Below are 15,263 nucleotides of genomic sequence, written 5' to 3' on the forward strand. Positions count from 1 at the left end.
ACGGCGTGCGCGGCAGGGTCGAGAGCAAGGCGCCGAAGCATTTCCGCGAAGCGCTATATCAGATGGCAAATTTCCTTGGAATTTTACAAAGCGAATGGGCGGGCGCACAGGCGTTTAGCAGCTTTGACACCTATCTGGCGCCATACGTTTTCCGCGATAAATTAAGCGACGATGAGGTCAAAAAGGCGATCACGAGCTTCGTGTTTAACCTAAACGTCCCAGCGCGTTGGGGGCAGAGCCCGTTTACCAACGTCACGATCGATATGACCTGCCCGGATGATCTAAAAACGCAGATCCCTACGCATAACAACGAGCATCTATTTAAAAATTTACGCGACGAGGAGCTTTTGGCCGAGGCTAAAAGGCGCGGCAAGGGCTCGCTTGAGGCGATGACTTACGGCGATTTCGAGCCTGAGATGAACCGCATTGTGATCGCGTTTTACGAGGTTTTAACGACGGGCGATAAGTGCGGCCAGCCCTTTACCTTCCCGATTCCTACGGTAAATTTAACGGAGGAGTTTGATTGGGATACTCCTGCGGCCGACGCGGTATTCGAAAACACCGCCAAAGTAGGCTCTAGCTATTTTCAAAATTTTATCGGCTCGCAATATATCACGAACGAAAAGGGCGAGCGCGTACCCAATCCAAAGGCGTATAAACCTGGCGCCGTACGCTCGATGTGCTGCCGCTTGCAGCTTGATCTGCGCGAGCTTCTTAAGCGCGGTGGAGGACTTTTCGGAAGCGCGGAGATGACGGGAAGCATCGGCGTCGTAACGATAAATTTAGCCCGCCTAGGCTATCTGTATAAAAATAACGAAGAGGCGCTGTATGCGAGGCTGGATGAGCTTTTGGAGCTTGCTAAATCGACGCTTGAAAAGAAGCGAAAATTCGTTACCGAGATGTTCGAGCGCGGCTTGTATCCATATACGAAGCGCTATCTGCCAGGCTTTAACAACCATTTCAGCACTATCGGTATCAACGGTGCAAACGAGATGATCCGAAATTTTAGTGGAAATAAAGAGGATATTACGACGGAATTCGGGCGTAAATTTGCCCTTAAAATGGTTGAGTATCTGCGCGAGAAGATCCGCTCGTTTCAGGAACAGACTGGCAATCTATACAATCTCGAAGCTACGCCTGCAGAGGGTACGACGTATCGCTTCGCTAAAGAGGACAAGAAGCGCTACGCAGATATCATCCAAGCAGGATTTGATAAAAACATATACTACACCAACTCTACGCAGCTTCCGGCAAATTTTGGAAGCGATCCATTTGAGGCGCTGGCGATGCAGGACGAGCTGCAAAGCTCCTATACCGGCGGCACGGTGCTGCATCTGTATATGAAGGAGCGCATCAGCTCGGCTCAGGCGTGCAAACAGCTCGTAAAAAGCGTAGTGCAAAACTACAAGCTTCCTTATATCACGATTACGCCGATTTTCAGCGTCTGCCATAAGCACGGCTACATCAGCGGCGAGCATGAATACTGCCCGAAATGCGATGAGGAGCTGCTGGCGGAATACAAAGCCAAGCAGAGCAAGGGCGCCTAAATAGCGATTTAAATTTTAATCTTAATGAAAGGATGGAGAATGGAATTTCCAAAAGAGTTAGAAGCAAAACGCACAAAATGCGTCGTTTACACAAGAGTGATGGGCTATTTGCGCCCAGTAGAGAGCTTTAATATCGGAAAGAAGGGCGAACACAAAGAGCGCGTCTTTTTTGAAGAGAAAAAAGACAAAAAACAAATAGCCTAGTCGCCGCTACCGGCCAAATGCAACAAACGCATACGAAGCCGCCGCAAGCCTTAAATCTGCGTAACGCGCAGATTTACGAGATCACGCCGTTTACGATGCTTGATTTTCCTGATCACATCGCCGCGATCGCGTGGTTTTGCGGCTGCAATATGCGCTGCATATACTGCTATAACCCTCAAATCGTTACTTCACGGGGTAAAATTTCAAACGAAGAGTTTCTGCGCTTTTTGGATGCGCGCGCGGGCAAGCTTCAGGGCATCGTATTTAGCGGCGGCGAATGCACCTGTGCGAGCGATTTTATCCCGCTGGCCCACGAAGTTAAGCAGCGCGGCTTTTTGCTCAAAGTAGATACCAACGGCTCAAATCCGAAAAAGATCGAAGAGGCGCTAAGCCTAGGGCTGATCGATTATATCGCGCTTGATTTTAAGGCGCCGCGGCAGGATTTTGAGCTCATCACGAAGTCAAGCTTATACGATAAATTTCTGCAAACTCTTAGGCTTTTGCTGCGGCAAAATTTTAAATTTGAGGTGCGTACGACCGTGCATGCCGATTTTTTAAACGAAGCAAAGATCGAGCAGATGGCGCAAATTCTATACAGCGAGGGTTATCGCGGCGTCTATTATCTGCAAAACTTTCTACCCACCGGCGATAATTTCGGTAATTTAAACGCGCCGCTTGCGGGCTTTGATCCAAGCAAAATCCGCACCGATCTAAAGATAAAACTTCGAAATTTTGATTAAATTTGCGCCGCCACGAGCGTCTTGCCGCGATGAGCGCGATGAAATTTTATCTAGCGCGCATTGTCCGTGTGCATTGAGCCGTGATAAATTTTTACCTCGTCGTTTGCCGCAATGGTGCTTACTGCAGGCATTGGCGAAAAGTAAATAGATGGAATCGCACCGCATGCCTTTAAAATTTCATCATAAAATTCTTCCATCATAAAATTTTACCCCAAAGCTTCGCCGTAAAATTTCATTTCAAAGCTCCAAGTATACAGCCGGTATAAAATTTAGCTTTTGCTCGCTCGGTCGCAAAATTCCGCCATGTGCTCCTGCCGAGCTGTGTGCGTCTTATAAAATTCCGCGCAAATTTTTACGGGTGAAATTTCACGCCTTTAAATTTTGCCCGCAAAGCCTTCGATAAGATTTTTTTCGTTACAATACGCCCTAAATTTTTAAAAAGGCAAAAAATGGATAGGAAAAAAATCTACAATCCCTTCTCCGACGAGACCCTTACCGATCGCAAGATCTTCGGCGGCAATCCGCAGGGTATTTTAAATTTTACCAAAGCGAAATATCAATGGGCGCTGAAGCTTTGGGATCTGATGGAGGCCAACACCTGGTTTCCCAAAGAGGTCGATACCACCGACGACGTGCGCGATTATAACTTCAATCTCACAAGCGCCGAGAAGCGGATGTACGATCTCGTGTGGAGCCAGCTGATATCAATGGATAGCTTTCAGACCAACAATCTCGCCGATAATATCAACCCCTACATCACGGCTCCGGAGATCAACGCCGTGCTCGCGCGCCAAGCCTACGAGGAGGCCAACCACAGCAAATCCTACGCCGTCATGGTCGAGGCGATCTGTGAAAACACCGATCTCATTTACGAGATGGAGAAGCACGACGATATGCTCCGCAGGAAAAACGACTACATCTCAAGCGTCTATGAGGAGCTTGCGGGCGAGGTTAGCGACGATAAGCTGCTGCTAGCGATGGTGGCGAATCAAATTTTAGAAGGCATCTACTTCTACAGTGGCTTTACGTCGATCTATGCGCTAGCGCGTGCGGGCAAGATGCTAGGCAGCGCGCAGATGATCCGCTTCATACAGCGCGACGAGATCACACATCTTCTGCTTTTTCAAAACATGATAAATTCCGTCCGCAAGGAGCGCGCCGATCTGTTTAATAAACGCAACGTGGATAAAATTTACGAAATGTTCGAGACGGCGGGAAACTTAGAGATCGATTGGGGCAAATACATCACGGATAATCAAATCATGGGCTTTACGGACGACATCATCGAAGAATACATCCACTATCTGGTCGATCAGCGCCTGCTTGCCATCGGACTTGAGAAGCGATACGGCGCGAAACATCCGATAAAATGGGTCGATGATTTTTCTAAATTTAATGATCAAAAGAGCAACTTTTTCGAGAGCAAGGTCACGAACTACAGCAAAGGAAGCTTGAGTTTCGATGATTTTTAGCGGATTTTACGGTTTGAAATTTTGCTCTGCCGCATTGCGGCACGGATACTTTGCAGATACTTGTTCGGCGTGGTTTGGATGCGCGATAAGTGCAGAAGCCATATTACCTGCAAAATTTTTAAAATTTAGCCGCGCTATGTATTTAAAAAACGCAGCTCATGCTCTTTTGGCGCGGAGTGGACTTTCGGGAATTTTTAAAAATTTTAGCGGCTTGGAATTTAGACGAGGCGAAAGCTTTTGCGGCTTTAAATTTAATGTCTGGTCGGGCGGGAGTGCGCTATGGTTTCGCTAGAGCGGCTTCGCTGCGAAAAGATGGCGAACGACATCGCCGAGCAGGTTAGCTTAAATCCTGCGCTTTTTGAGGCGTTTTGCAGCGTCGCTAGAAGCGAGTTCGCCCCGCTTGGCGCGCACGCTTTCAGCCTTAACGCGCAACCCATTTTGGCTAGCCAGTGGATCAGCTCACCGCTGACGGTCGCGCGCATGACGATGGCGCTAAGCGTAGATCCGAAGGTCGAGAAAATTTTAGAGATCGGCTGCGGCAGCGGCTATCAAGCGGCGATTTTAAGTAGGATGGTTCACCGCGTCTTTGCCGTCGAGCGCGTCGAGCGGCTGGTGGGCGAGGCTAAAAGGCACTTTGCAAATCTCGGGATTTCAAACATCAGCTTGCGTCACGACGACGGAAATGCCGGGTGGAAAAATTTTGCCCCTTTTGATAGGATCTTGCTCTCCGCATGCGCCGAGCGGATCGACGAGCGGCTGTTTGCGCAGCTGGCAATCGGCGGGATTTTGGTCGCTCCGATGAATAGGGGCGGCTCGCAAAAGATCGTTAGATTTAATAAAATTTCGCCGAGCGAGATCAAGGAAGAGGAACTCGGCGCCTGCGAATTCGTCCCGCTGGTGCAGGGTCGCGGATAGATCTAGCACGCAGTAAATTTTAAAATTTCCTACCGCCGCGGGCGCGTAAATTTAATAAAATTTGCTTTTGCGCTCCGCTGCGAAATCAGAGTTTTATTAATTATTTATTTAAATTCAAGTACAATATGCAATTTTAATCTTACAAGGATGAGTCATGCAAGATTTTAGCAAGGAAAAGATAGAGTCGCTGGTTGTCAGCTGGAAAAATCACAACAAAAACCAATTCTGGCTCAAAAAACAAACCGCGATATCAAAGTATTTAGGCGAGATCAAGCGCTGCCTGGCGAGCTTTGATGAGACCGAGAACGAGTTTTTGCAAACTTTATATATAAATCTCAGCGACGGCAATCTTAGAAGTTGTAAAATTTTATCTTTGGGCGAGAAGTTCGCGCACGCCGAGTATTTCTTTATGGATCAGTTTTTTGATTCCAATATCAGTGCGTTTTATTATGATTTCGCTTTCAAAGACCGCATCGTCGGCAAAAAGGAGCTCTTTCCTAAAAATGCCGTAAAAAGCGTAGATAGCGTGCTTAGCGGCGAGGATAAAAACATCGTCTCGCTTTATGTTTTTATCGAAAACATCATCAAAAATTTCAATAGCTATTCGCAGGAGCGCACCGCTCGCGATATTTTTAAACAAAAGCTAGTCAATTTCTACGATGAGCTTTACAGGCTTCTTACGGCGGTGGATAGCGCTTTGGCGATCGATTTTTTCGACGTCGCGCTGCATAATCAGCCCTTCGTGCTGATGGAATTTTTAAAATCCGCGATAAATGCCGATAATTTCTATCTGATCGACAGCTACCTAAGCGACGACGGAATGCTAAATTTAGGGCTTGCCGAGGACGGCGATTTCGCGCAAATTTCGCGCGAGAAGCTCTATCTGCTAGCCAGCATATTTGCGCAGTGCAACGATGAGTTTCCGACTCTCATTTATCGCGATGAAACCGCGCAAATTTTATCCTTGCTCTACGACGAAAAGGTTGAAATTTTTGAAGAATTTTACGAAGTAAGTTCGCGATTTATCGCGGAATTTACCCCGTATCCGCAGGACGTCGTGGGTGCGGCTAGGATCGTGTACTCCTCGCTGTTTTTCGAATACGTCAAAAACTACAAAAGCGAAGAGGTCGCAAAAAATACGATATTTTACGGCGCGATCGGCACGGGCAAAACTCGCAGATTACGATCTTTGATCACCGAAAAGAAGCTTGCGACAAAAAATTTCCGCTACGTTTGCCTACACGAAGGCTTTGAATATCGTGATTTCATCGACGGATTTTACGGCGAAAGCTTCATTAGCGGCGAGTTTAAGGCGCTGTGCAAAGAGGCGCTAAACGATCCGAAGGGCGAGTATTATTTTCTGATCGACAATGCAAGTGCTTCGAGCTTGGATAAAATTTTTGGCGAGGCGGCGGTACTTTTGGATCGCCGCTACGACGAGGAAGATGAGCTTTCGCTGATCCGCACGAAAAACTCCCATGTAATCGACGGCTTTGAAGAGGGCGAGAAAGCGCGCGCCAGCGTCGTTTTAAAGGACGGCCGCTCATATTTTGCGGTGCCTAAAAATTTATACGTCCTATGCACTCTAAGTGGGCACAAATGCGTTTCGCCGTCGATTGCAAAGGCGTTTAGATGGATCAGATGCGAGTGCGATTACGGCGCGCTTGAGGATTATTTAAGAGATCGCGAGATCGTAAATGCAAGCGCGGTCGTTGCGGTTTGCAAGGCTCTGAATAAGTTTATCGCCGATGAGGCAAGCGGTCTCGGCGCGATTGGACACGGCGTATTTATGGGATTAGCGCGCTATCAAAACAACGCACAGATCATGCAGGAGGGGCTAAACGGCTTTTTTGCCGAGGTGCTTGAGCCGATCTTTAGGTGCGCAGCGAGTGGCGAAGATACCGCCGCAAGCCTTAGCGAGTGCATCGCTGAAGCTAGAAGCGTGTTTAAATTTTAGCCGCCGCTTAGCAGGAATGCCTATATTTGCAATGAAATTTTAAAATTTCATAGCACTGCGTTTCATTTGTGCTCACGGATACGCCGCGCGAAATTGGGTTTAAATTTTGTTTTAATCCTGAAATGTTTGCGACATCGTGCTGCTGCTCTATTTATCAAATGCCGTAGCAATGCCGATCTATTAAATTGATATAAATTTAGACTTGAATTTTAGTTCTCGCTTGCCATGCTTATCGGAGCGCGAGCACGGAGTTGGATTGAAATTTTGATCTTTGAATTTAGCCTCAGCCGCTAAATTTACACAAAATCTTTATTTTGAAATTCTGCAGTATTTTCTACACGTAATTTTGCTTGTCGGCGCAATAGCGGTTTTGATTAAATTTAATTGAATTGAAGCAAACCTGTGGGGCTAAAATAGCGCATGCTTTTAAATTTAGCCCAAAAGCCCTGCGCCTTTTATTTTCTGCGAGCGATCCGCCGCGTAGAACCTATTCCCGCCTACTACTTTGCCGCCCTCGATTTTGCCGCCCTTTACGTCGTATTTCCAGATCGGTGCGGCCGCCTTGAAATCCTCCACAAACTCGTTTATTAGCGCCAGAGCGACCTTGCGCTGCGGGCTTACGACGCCTGCGACGTAGGAGCTTTCGTGGATCGGCACATCCCCGTTTGCATGTGCAAAAAGCACGAATGCGCCCTGTGCTGCGGCCTTTTGCTGCCACGCTTCAAACCACGTCCGCAAAATCGGCTCGTATATATCGAAGCTCAGCGCGCAGATGCCGCCCTCTTCGCGCACGATACCTACGAAGGTGATGAACGCGCCGCAATTTGCGTCTTTAAATTTAGCGTACCAGCGCGATAAAATCGCATCTACGTCCAAGCCACCCTCATAAATTTCGGGCTTAGTCCCGCTTAAAATTTCTTGGTTAAATTTAGCCTCGCTCATCGCCGCCTCCTAAGCTTAGCCGCCGCAAACGGGAGGCAGAAGGCTTACGCGATCGCCGGATTTGAGCGCGAAATTTGCATCATAAACCATCTTATCATTTACCGCTACAGCGCAGTTTGAGAGCCACTCTCGCAAGCCTTCATCCTTTTGCAGCTCCGCTTTTACCTCTTGCAAGGAGTTTGCGTTTAGGCGCAGGGGCTCGCGCCCGATCGGCCCTAAAAATTCTACCTCTACCATTTTTGTCCTTTTTTAAAGATTGGGCGATTTTAACCAAAAATTCATAAAATTTTATATAATTGCGTAAAAATTTAATGAGGAAAAATGATGAAAATCGATGAAATTTCGACCCCCGCTTACGTATGCGAGGAGCAAAAACTGGTAAAAAATTTAGAAATTTTACGCGGCGTAGGCGAGCGAAGCGGCGCAAAAATTCTATGCGCGCTAAAAGGCTTTGCGTTTAGCTTCGCGATGCCTTACGTTGACAGATACCTCTGGGGTGCGACTTGCAGCGGCCTGTACGAGGCGAAATTTGCCGCAGAGTTTATTAAAAACGGCGAAATCCACACATACTCGCCCGCGTTCAAAGAGGATGATTTGGACGAAATTTTAAAAATTTCAAATCACGTCGTGTTCAATAGCGCCGCGCAGTGGCAAAAATACCGCGCAAAAGCGCTCGCTGCGGGAGCATCGTGCGGCTTGCGGCTAAATCCTCAGACCTCCTTCGCGCCCAAAGACGCTTACAATCCGTGCGGCAGCTTTAGCAGGCTCGGGATGAGCCTTGAAGCGCTGCAGCGGGCGATCTTGCAAGACGGCGATTTTTTGCGCGGCATCTCGGGGCTACATTTTCACGCGCTGTGCGAAGAGAGCGCTGCGAGCCTAGAGCGGGTACTTGCGGTTTTCGAGGCGAAATTCGGCAAGTATTTTGACGGCCTAAAGTGGCTAAACTTCGGCGGCGGGCATCATATCACGCGCGCAGGCTACGATGTGGAGCTACTGATAGAGCTGATCAAAAAATTTCGCGAAAAATACGAGGTCGAAATTTATCTTGAGCCCGGCGAGGCGGTCGGCTGGGAGTGCGGGTATTTGGTCACTAGCGTGCTTGATATCGTAGATAACGGCGCTAAAATCGCTATTTTAGATGCCTCTTCTGAAGCACACATGCCCGATACCGTGCTGATGCCGTATCGTCCTGCGGTGCGCGGCGAGAGTAAGAGCGGTAAATTTAGCTATCGTTTCGGCGGAAATACCTGCCTCGCAGGCGACGTCGTGGGGCTTGAGAGCGGACAGCCCGAGTATAAATTTGACGCGCCGCTAAACATCGGCGATCGGGTGATTTTCGAGGATCAGATCCACTACACGATCGTGAAAAACACGACCTTTAACGGCATCAAGCTGCCCGATCTTGTTCTGGCGGACGAGCGCGGAGAGGTTTTGGCAATCAAAAAATTCGGCTACGATGAGTACGCGAGGCGAAACTAGCGCCGCGCTTAATGCAAAAATGTAATTTTGCTTTGTAAGAAAATTTTTTGCAAAAAATGATATAATCGGCTTAAATTTTATATCTAAGGAAATCCATGAAAAAATTGTTTCTCGCGCTTTTCGCCTGTATTTATGCACAGGCCGAAGAGAAAAAATACGCCGACATTGTGCAGGGAAATAGCGATGTTTGGGGCAATGCAAGGCTTGAAAACATCGATAGCTACGGCAATGGCTTCGGTCCGATTTTTCTGCAATTTCAAGGACATCTGCAAAGCTCGGGCTTTTTTGCGTGGCTGGCGCTGGGTGCGGTTTTGGGCGTAATCATAGCTTTTATTGGGCACTACGCGATCATAGGGCCGAAGCACTTCGATCATCACGCGGGCAAGCCGATCTATGCATTTAATAAATTTGAGCGACTATACCATCTTGTAGCGGCCGTGGCATGGGCGATCTTGGTTCCGACAGGCTTAATTATGATGTTTGGCGAGGAATTCGGCGGCGGTGCTTTCGTGAGATTTTGTAAAAACGCTCACGGACTGGCTACGATAGCGTTTGCGATTGCCGTTGTGCCTATGCTAGTGACATGGTTTTGGCGTATGCTACCGCGAGCTTACGATATCAGATGGATGATGATCGTGGGCGGCTATTTAAGCAAAAAGAAGCGCGCGATCCCTGCGGGTAAATTTAACGCCGGCCAAAAGGCGTGGTTTTGGGTCGCGACTTTAGGCGGTATAGTGATGATAGCGACGGGTGCGTCAATGTTTTTCCTAGACTACGATATCCCGGCGATGAGAAGTGCGCTAGGTATGAGTCAGATCGAAATTTTAAGAGCAAGCGCGATTATTCATAATTTTTTGGGCGCGATCTGCGCGGTATTTTTGCTTGTGCATATCTATATGGCGGTCTTTGCGATCAGCGGTGCCATCCACTCGATGATCGACGGACACAAGCCGGAGGAGGAAGTTTACGTACTTCACCACTATTGGTATCGCGAGCTGTTGGATAAGGGGCAGATCGCCAAATCACAATTTGAGGCGAAATACCCGCGCTTATAATTTGGGTAAATTTTATGCGGGTCCGCTTGCATGCGGCTCGCATTAGCTTTGAGGTTCAAAGAATTTTATTTTAAGGATTACATATGCAACTAGATTGTCGCAATTTAAATTGCCCGGAGCCGCTTTTGCGCACCAAAAAAGCCCTCGGTGAGCTAAAAATCGCAGAGAGTTTAGAAATTTTAGTAAACGATGTAGCGCCACGCGAAAATATAAAGCGCTTTTTGACTAAAAACGGCTTTGAGGCGCAAATTTCACAAGCGGGCGCCGACACTCTCATAAAAACCGTAAAAACGGACGAGCTGAAAGATGCAAATATCGACGATATTTATTGTGACGTCACGGCGCCAAAAAGAGGCAAGGTGATATTCCTAAGCGAGGAGCAGTGCGGAAGCGGTCCGATCGGAAAGAGTCTGCTTGCTAAATTTTTAGGCGCGGCGATAAATCTAGACGAAAAACCCGTAAAGGTCATCTGTGTAAACAACGCTGTGCACATAACCACCAACCGCGGTCACGAATGCTTTGAGGCGATCAAAAAGCTAAACGAAGCGGGAGCTGAAATTTTAAGCTGCGGAAGCTGTCTAGAGGGCTATAAACTGGTCGATAAGCTCGCGATCGGCGAGATTTCAAACGCATACGAAATCATGGATGTCCTATCAAAATACGAAGTAATTAAACTATGATCTATAGAGATTTTAACCTCACGAAATTTATTGCAGCCGCCGGTTGAGCCGCCAAGCTTGACCCGGCGGGTCTAACCGAAAATCTTGGAAATTTAATCGAGCCTAATGCAAACCTGCTTTCGTCAATCTGCAGCAACGAAGATGCAAGCGTATTTCGCATAAGCGACGATCTTGCGCTCGTGCAGACACTCGATTTTATCACCCCCTTGGTGGACGATCCGTTTATTTTCGGGCAGATCGCGGCGGCAAACTCCCTAAGCGACGTATTTGCGATGGGCGGCGAAGTGATAAATGCCCTAAATATCGTGGGTTTTGACGATTGTCATTTCTCAAACGAAATTTTACGCGAAATTCTGCGCGGCGGTAAAGACAAGATCAAAGAGTGCGGAGGGGCCTTGGTAGGCGGACACACCATCTCTACTTCCGAAATTTATTATGGGCTTAGCGTCACTGGGCGCGTGAACCCGCGCAAATTTTGGAGTAATAATACAGCGCGAGAAGGCGACCTGCTGATCCTAACAAAGCCCCTCGGTACGGGCATTATTGCTACGGCTATTAAGGCAAAATTTCTTAAATTTGAAGAATTTCGCGACGCGATAGAGAGCATGATTTTGCTAAATTTTTATGCCGTGGGCGCGCTAGCAGGCTTAAAAATACACGCTGCAACGGACGTGACGGGCTTTGGACTGCTTGGACACGCGCTTGAAATGATCAATGAGAGCGTGAGCTTTAAAATTTATCCTAGCAAAATTCCGCTTCTAAAAAGCGCTCTCAGATGCCTTGATGAGGGGCTGATCCCCGCCGGAAGCTATAAGAATTTAAAATTTATCGCGCCTGGCGTCGATTCCGAGCCGGACATAATGCTTTGCGACGCACAAACCAGCGGCGGACTTCTGCTTGCCGTAGCGGAAAAGGACGCGGCGCGAGCGCTTGTAAATTTAAAAAACGCAGGCTACGCTAGTAGCGCTATCGTCGGCGAAGTAGTAGGGCACTCCGAACATAAAATTTATTTAGTTTAAAATCTTTTTTATTCAGCCCCCTTTAAGCATCGCTCTTGTATAATCACAATTCTGTTTCGCACCGAGCCGAACCTGCTTCCTTAACTCTTAAGTCCTAGTAGTTTTAGCCTTTTAGCGAACGCGTTTTTTAAAATTTTAACTGTTAAAAACAAATATCTTTAGTCAATCTTTGAAATCTAAACAAGTGATCGATTGAGCCTATGGATTAAGATTTAGATCGCCGGATCGAATTTAGATTATTTTTTACACCTGTAACGAATATCTAATTAGCATCTAGCTTTAACTAAACCTAATCCATAAAAACAATGTTACAAAAACATAAAGTTTTTAGATTAAAAACTTCATAATCGTATCTACCTGTATTAAGTATAAAGAGTTTAAATCATAGATTAAATTTAAGACGCAGAATAAGATCGTAGCCAAGCTTTGATTTTCAATGCTATCCTTAGAAATTTATGATTTGCGAAAAACTTGTTCTTTTGCAAATCTTTATAACTTTAGGTGGGTGCAGGGAGCGAAAGCTCCCGCTCGCAGTAACGGCTTTGCCGTTGCGAGAAGTATAAATATGGAGAGTTTGATCCTGGCTCAGAGTGAACGCTGGCGGCGTGCCTAATACATGCAAGTCGAACGGAATTTAAAAGAGCTTGCTCTTTTAAATTTAGTGGCGCACGGGTGAGTAATATATAGCTAATCTGCCCCTTGCTGGAGGACAACAGTTAGAAATGACTGCTAATACTCCATACTCCTTTTTACCATAAGATAAATCGGGAAAGAATTTCGGCAAGGGATGAGACTATATCGTATCAGCTAGTCGGTGGGGTAACGGCCTACCGAGGCTATGACGCGTAACTGGTCTGAGAGGATGATCAGTCACATTGGAACTGAGACACGGTCCAAACTCCTACGGGAGGCAGCAGTAGGGAATATTGCGCAATGGGGGAAACCCTGACGCAGCAACGCCGCGTGGAGGATGACACTTTTCGGAGCGTAAACTCCTTTTGTTAGGGAAGAATAATGACGGTACCTAACGAATAAGCACCGGCTAACTCCGTGCCAGCAGCCGCGGTAATACGGAGGGTGCAAGCGTTACTCGGAATCACTGGGCGTAAAGGACGCGTAGGCGGATTATCAAGTCTCTTGTGAAATCTAACGGCTCAACCGTTAAACTGCTTGGGAAACTGATAATCTAGAGTAAGGGAGAGGCAGATGGAATTCTTGGTGTAGGGGTAAAATCCGTAGATATCAAGAAGAATACCTATTGCGAAGGCGATCTGCTGGAACTTAACTGACGCTAATGCGTGAAAGCGTGGGGAGCAAACAGGATTAGATACCCTGGTAGTCCACGCCCTAAACGATGTATACCGGTTGTTGCTGTGCTAGTCACGGCAGTAATCCACCTAACGGATTAAGTATACCGCCTGGGGAGTACGGTCGCAAGATTAAAACTCAAAGGAATAGACGGGGACCCGCACAAGCGGTGGAGCATGTGGTTTAATTCGAAGATACGCGAAGAACCTTACCCGGACTTGATATCTAACAAATCATCCAGAGATGGAAGAGTGTCTGCTTGCAGAAATGTTAAGACAGGTGCTGCACGGCTGTCGTCAGCTCGTGTCGTGAGATGTTGGGTTAAGTCCCGCAACGAGCGCAACCCACGTCATTAGTTGCTAACGGTTCGGCCGAGCACTCTAATGAGACTGCCTTCGTAAGGAGGAGGAAGGTGTGGACGACGTCAAGTCATCATGGCCCTTATGTCCGGGGCGACACACGTGCTACAATGGCATATACAATAAGACGCAATATCGTAAGATGGAGCAAATCTAAAAAATATGTCCCAGTTCGGATTGGAGTCTGCAACTCGACTCCATGAAGCCGGAATCGCTAGTAATCGTAGATCAGCCATGCTACGGTGAATACGTTCCCGGGTCTTGTACTCACCGCCCGTCACACCATGGGAGTTGATTTCACTCGAAGCGGGAATGCGAAATTCGCTACCCTCCACAGTGGAATCAGCGACTGGGGTGAAGTCGTAACAAGGTAACCGTAGGAGAACCTGCGGTTGGATCACCTCCTTTCTAGAGTACAAATAGATATCCTCTCACAAGGTATCTATCATAAAGTCTTAGCGCTAACATATGCTTAGCTCTAAGCATGCTCAATCGAGCTTGTTTAGGTTTGAGAGATTGACGGACAAGATTAAAATTTTAGTCTTGTATTTTATAAGCTATTTTCCTTAATATATTGAAGTAAGAATTAATTGCTTAATACAATCTATTTTATATTTTTAAAATAGATCTGTTTGGATTTTTTTCTTAGACGAGGAAGTTTTAAAAAAATCAAGTAGCGTATTATATATACCTGACGCAGGTTTTTACAAAAACTGACGAGGTATAAGGAAAAAGATAAACGAAGATGGGGAATTAGCTCAGCTGGGAGAGCGCCTGCTTTGCACGCAGGAGGTCAGCGGTTCGATCCCGCTATTCTCCACCATAAGATATTTGCGATGTAGATCTAAATAGAGAATTTTAACCAAGCCTAGTTCAAATAGATCAAGATTTATTAAATTTAACAAATTTGATCAAGCTACCATAATTTAAAATTTTCTATTTAGGTTTACCCTAAACGTTCTTTAAAGTACCATTGTTAAAGTCACAATCAAGTTTTAATAAAACAATTTTACAGGACTTGTTAAAGCTTTGATTATTCGAAGTGATGCCAAGCCTTTAGCTTTTTATGTTATCCAAAGCTAAAAGCTAAGATCAATACACGCTTATAGAGCTTAACTTACTTTATAAGTTTGATCTCTTTCCGTCTTAATTCGAGTTAATCAAATACTATAGAATAAATTTAACGCTTCGGTTTTAAAGATAGGGCATATTTAAAAGCTCTTATCTGTAAATCAACCGCTTAGTTAGATCGGTTTTATCTTTAGCAAGGAAGTAATGCGAATTAGAATATATAAATAAATCTAATAACTTCTTTACCGATTATGACCCGAAATAAAGCTTTAGAATTTGCTTTAATGGAAATTTTACGGCAACGCCGAAAGCGTTGCTGTGCTTTAGGTGAGGTGGGGGAGCGCTTGCGCTCCCCGTCGGAGCAAGAGCTTTGCTCTTGCGAGAAGTACTAAAAAAGGTAAGCTACTAAGAGCGAACGGTGGATGCCTTGGCTAGTAGAGGCGATGAAAGACGTGCCAGACTGCGATAAGTCTCGGGGAGCCGTCAAGGGGCTTTGATCCGGGAATTTCTGAATG

12 protein-coding genes, 1 tRNA gene, 2 rRNA genes and 1 pseudogene are annotated in these 15,263 nt (G+C 46.5%); 13 read left to right on the top strand and 3 right to left on the bottom strand.

The window, feature by feature from the left end:
* Window positions 1-1,751, top strand: a pseudogene (locus tag Q0369_RS10060) (ribonucleoside triphosphate reductase); the annotation flags it as partial.
* A gap of 17 nt (window positions 1,752-1,768) precedes the next feature.
* The gene (locus Q0369_RS10065) at window positions 1,769-2,491 is read left to right on the top strand and encodes an anaerobic ribonucleoside-triphosphate reductase activating protein (protein ID WP_298099409.1); all 723 of its coding nucleotides are present in this window, start codon (window positions 1,769-1,771) and stop codon (window positions 2,489-2,491) included.
* Window positions 2,492-2,541: 50 nt separating this feature from the next.
* On the opposite strand, the gene Q0369_RS10070 is transcribed toward Q0369_RS10065, so the two are convergent.
* Window positions 2,542-2,691, bottom strand: a complete 150-nt coding sequence (locus Q0369_RS10070) for a hypothetical protein (protein ID WP_298099412.1) — start codon at window positions 2,689-2,691, stop codon at window positions 2,542-2,544.
* A gap of 249 nt (window positions 2,692-2,940) precedes the next feature.
* Here Q0369_RS10070 and Q0369_RS10075 point away from each other — a divergent pair, with 249 nt between their 5' ends.
* The 4 genes from Q0369_RS10075 to Q0369_RS10090 all read left to right on the top strand — a co-directional run bounded on the left by Q0369_RS10075 (window position 2,941) and on the right by Q0369_RS10090 (window position 6,835).
* A complete protein-coding gene (locus Q0369_RS10075) occupies window positions 2,941-3,963 on the top strand; it encodes a ribonucleotide-diphosphate reductase subunit beta (protein ID WP_295152816.1) in 1,023 nt (340 codons plus the stop codon).
* Window positions 3,953-4,255, top strand: coding sequence for a hypothetical protein (locus Q0369_RS10080; protein ID WP_298099415.1), 303 nt, complete (start codon window positions 3,953-3,955; stop codon window positions 4,253-4,255). Before Q0369_RS10075 ends, Q0369_RS10080 begins: the two co-directional genes overlap by 11 nt.
* Window positions 4,243-4,878 (top strand): protein-L-isoaspartate(D-aspartate) O-methyltransferase, encoded by a 636-nt coding sequence (locus Q0369_RS10085; protein ID WP_297917640.1) that lies wholly within the window; start codon window positions 4,243-4,245, stop codon window positions 4,876-4,878. The genes Q0369_RS10080 and Q0369_RS10085 overlap by 13 nt, the downstream gene beginning before the upstream one ends.
* Before the next feature lie 154 nt (window positions 4,879-5,032).
* Window positions 5,033-6,835 carry a hypothetical protein gene (locus Q0369_RS10090; RefSeq protein WP_298099419.1) on the top strand — a complete coding sequence of 601 codons (1,803 nt, stop codon included), beginning with the start codon at window positions 5,033-5,035 and terminating at the stop codon, window positions 6,833-6,835.
* 432 nt (window positions 6,836-7,267) lie between these two features.
* Here the strand turns inward: Q0369_RS10090 and Q0369_RS10095 are convergent, their stop codons facing one another.
* Both Q0369_RS10095 and Q0369_RS10100 read right to left on the bottom strand, forming a co-directional pair.
* On the bottom strand, window positions 7,268-7,777 hold the full coding sequence (locus Q0369_RS10095; RefSeq protein WP_298099422.1) for a molybdenum cofactor biosynthesis protein MoaE: 510 nt from the start codon (window positions 7,775-7,777) through the stop codon (window positions 7,268-7,270).
* Window positions 7,778-7,792: 15 nt separating this feature from the next.
* The gene (locus Q0369_RS10100) at window positions 7,793-8,014 is read right to left on the bottom strand and encodes a MoaD/ThiS family protein (protein WP_297923098.1); all 222 of its coding nucleotides are present in this window, start codon (window positions 8,012-8,014) and stop codon (window positions 7,793-7,795) included.
* Window positions 8,015-8,098: 84 nt separating this feature from the next.
* Between Q0369_RS10100 and nspC the strand changes: the two genes are divergently transcribed.
* The 7 genes from nspC to Q0369_RS10135 all read left to right on the top strand — a co-directional run.
* Window positions 8,099-9,256 (top strand): carboxynorspermidine decarboxylase, encoded by a 1,158-nt coding sequence (gene nspC / locus Q0369_RS10105; RefSeq protein WP_298099425.1) that lies wholly within the window; start codon window positions 8,099-8,101, stop codon window positions 9,254-9,256.
* 95 nt (window positions 9,257-9,351) lie between these two features.
* Window positions 9,352-10,311: a formate dehydrogenase subunit gamma gene (locus Q0369_RS10110; protein WP_298099428.1), complete on the top strand. Its 960-nt coding sequence runs from the start codon at window positions 9,352-9,354 to the stop codon at window positions 10,309-10,311.
* Window positions 10,312-10,394: 83 nt separating this feature from the next.
* A complete protein-coding gene (gene yedF, locus Q0369_RS10115; protein WP_298099430.1) occupies window positions 10,395-10,991 on the top strand; it encodes a sulfurtransferase-like selenium metabolism protein YedF in 597 nt (198 codons plus the stop codon).
* Window positions 10,991-12,010, top strand: coding sequence for a selenide, water dikinase SelD (gene selD, locus Q0369_RS10120; RefSeq protein WP_298099433.1), 1,020 nt, complete (start codon window positions 10,991-10,993; stop codon window positions 12,008-12,010). The genes yedF and selD overlap by 1 nt, the downstream gene beginning before the upstream one ends.
* 562 nt (window positions 12,011-12,572) lie before the next feature.
* Window positions 12,573-14,085, top strand: a 16S ribosomal RNA gene (locus tag Q0369_RS10125).
* 339 nt (window positions 14,086-14,424) lie between these two features.
* Window positions 14,425-14,500 (top strand) — tRNA-Ala (locus tag Q0369_RS10130).
* A 643-nt stretch (window positions 14,501-15,143) separates the two neighbouring features.
* A 23S ribosomal RNA gene (locus Q0369_RS10135) occupies window positions 15,144-15,263 on the top strand; the annotation flags it as partial.

This window comes from uncultured Campylobacter sp. (assembly GCF_938030685.1).
GTDB lineage: Bacteria > Campylobacterota > Campylobacteria > Campylobacterales > Campylobacteraceae > Campylobacter_B.

Excerpts from the sequence above, each read along its gene's own strand:
- Q0369_RS10075 (WP_295152816.1), top strand. The coding sequence starts at position 2,941 with ATGGATAGGAAAAAAATCTACAATCCCTTCTCCGACGAGACCCTTACC.
- Q0369_RS10065 (WP_298099409.1), top strand. The coding sequence starts at position 1,769 with ATGCAACAAACGCATACGAAGCCGCCGCAAGCCTTAAATCTGCGTAAC.
- Q0369_RS10090 (WP_298099419.1), top strand. The coding sequence starts at position 5,033 with ATGCAAGATTTTAGCAAGGAAAAGATAGAGTCGCTGGTTGTCAGCTGG.
- Q0369_RS10110 (WP_298099428.1), top strand. The coding sequence starts at position 9,352 with ATGAAAAAATTGTTTCTCGCGCTTTTCGCCTGTATTTATGCACAGGCC.
- Q0369_RS10070 (WP_298099412.1), bottom strand. The coding sequence starts at position 2,691 with ATGATGGAAGAATTTTATGATGAAATTTTAAAGGCATGCGGTGCGATT.
- nspC (WP_298099425.1), top strand. The coding sequence starts at position 8,099 with ATGATGAAAATCGATGAAATTTCGACCCCCGCTTACGTATGCGAGGAG.
- yedF (WP_298099430.1), top strand. The coding sequence starts at position 10,395 with ATGCAACTAGATTGTCGCAATTTAAATTGCCCGGAGCCGCTTTTGCGC.
- Q0369_RS10080 (WP_298099415.1), top strand. The coding sequence starts at position 3,953 with ATGATTTTTAGCGGATTTTACGGTTTGAAATTTTGCTCTGCCGCATTG.
- Q0369_RS10095 (WP_298099422.1), bottom strand. The coding sequence starts at position 7,777 with ATGAGCGAGGCTAAATTTAACCAAGAAATTTTAAGCGGGACTAAGCCC.
- Q0369_RS10100 (WP_297923098.1), bottom strand. The coding sequence starts at position 8,014 with ATGGTAGAGGTAGAATTTTTAGGGCCGATCGGGCGCGAGCCCCTGCGC.
- Q0369_RS10085 (WP_297917640.1), top strand. The coding sequence starts at position 4,243 with ATGGTTTCGCTAGAGCGGCTTCGCTGCGAAAAGATGGCGAACGACATC.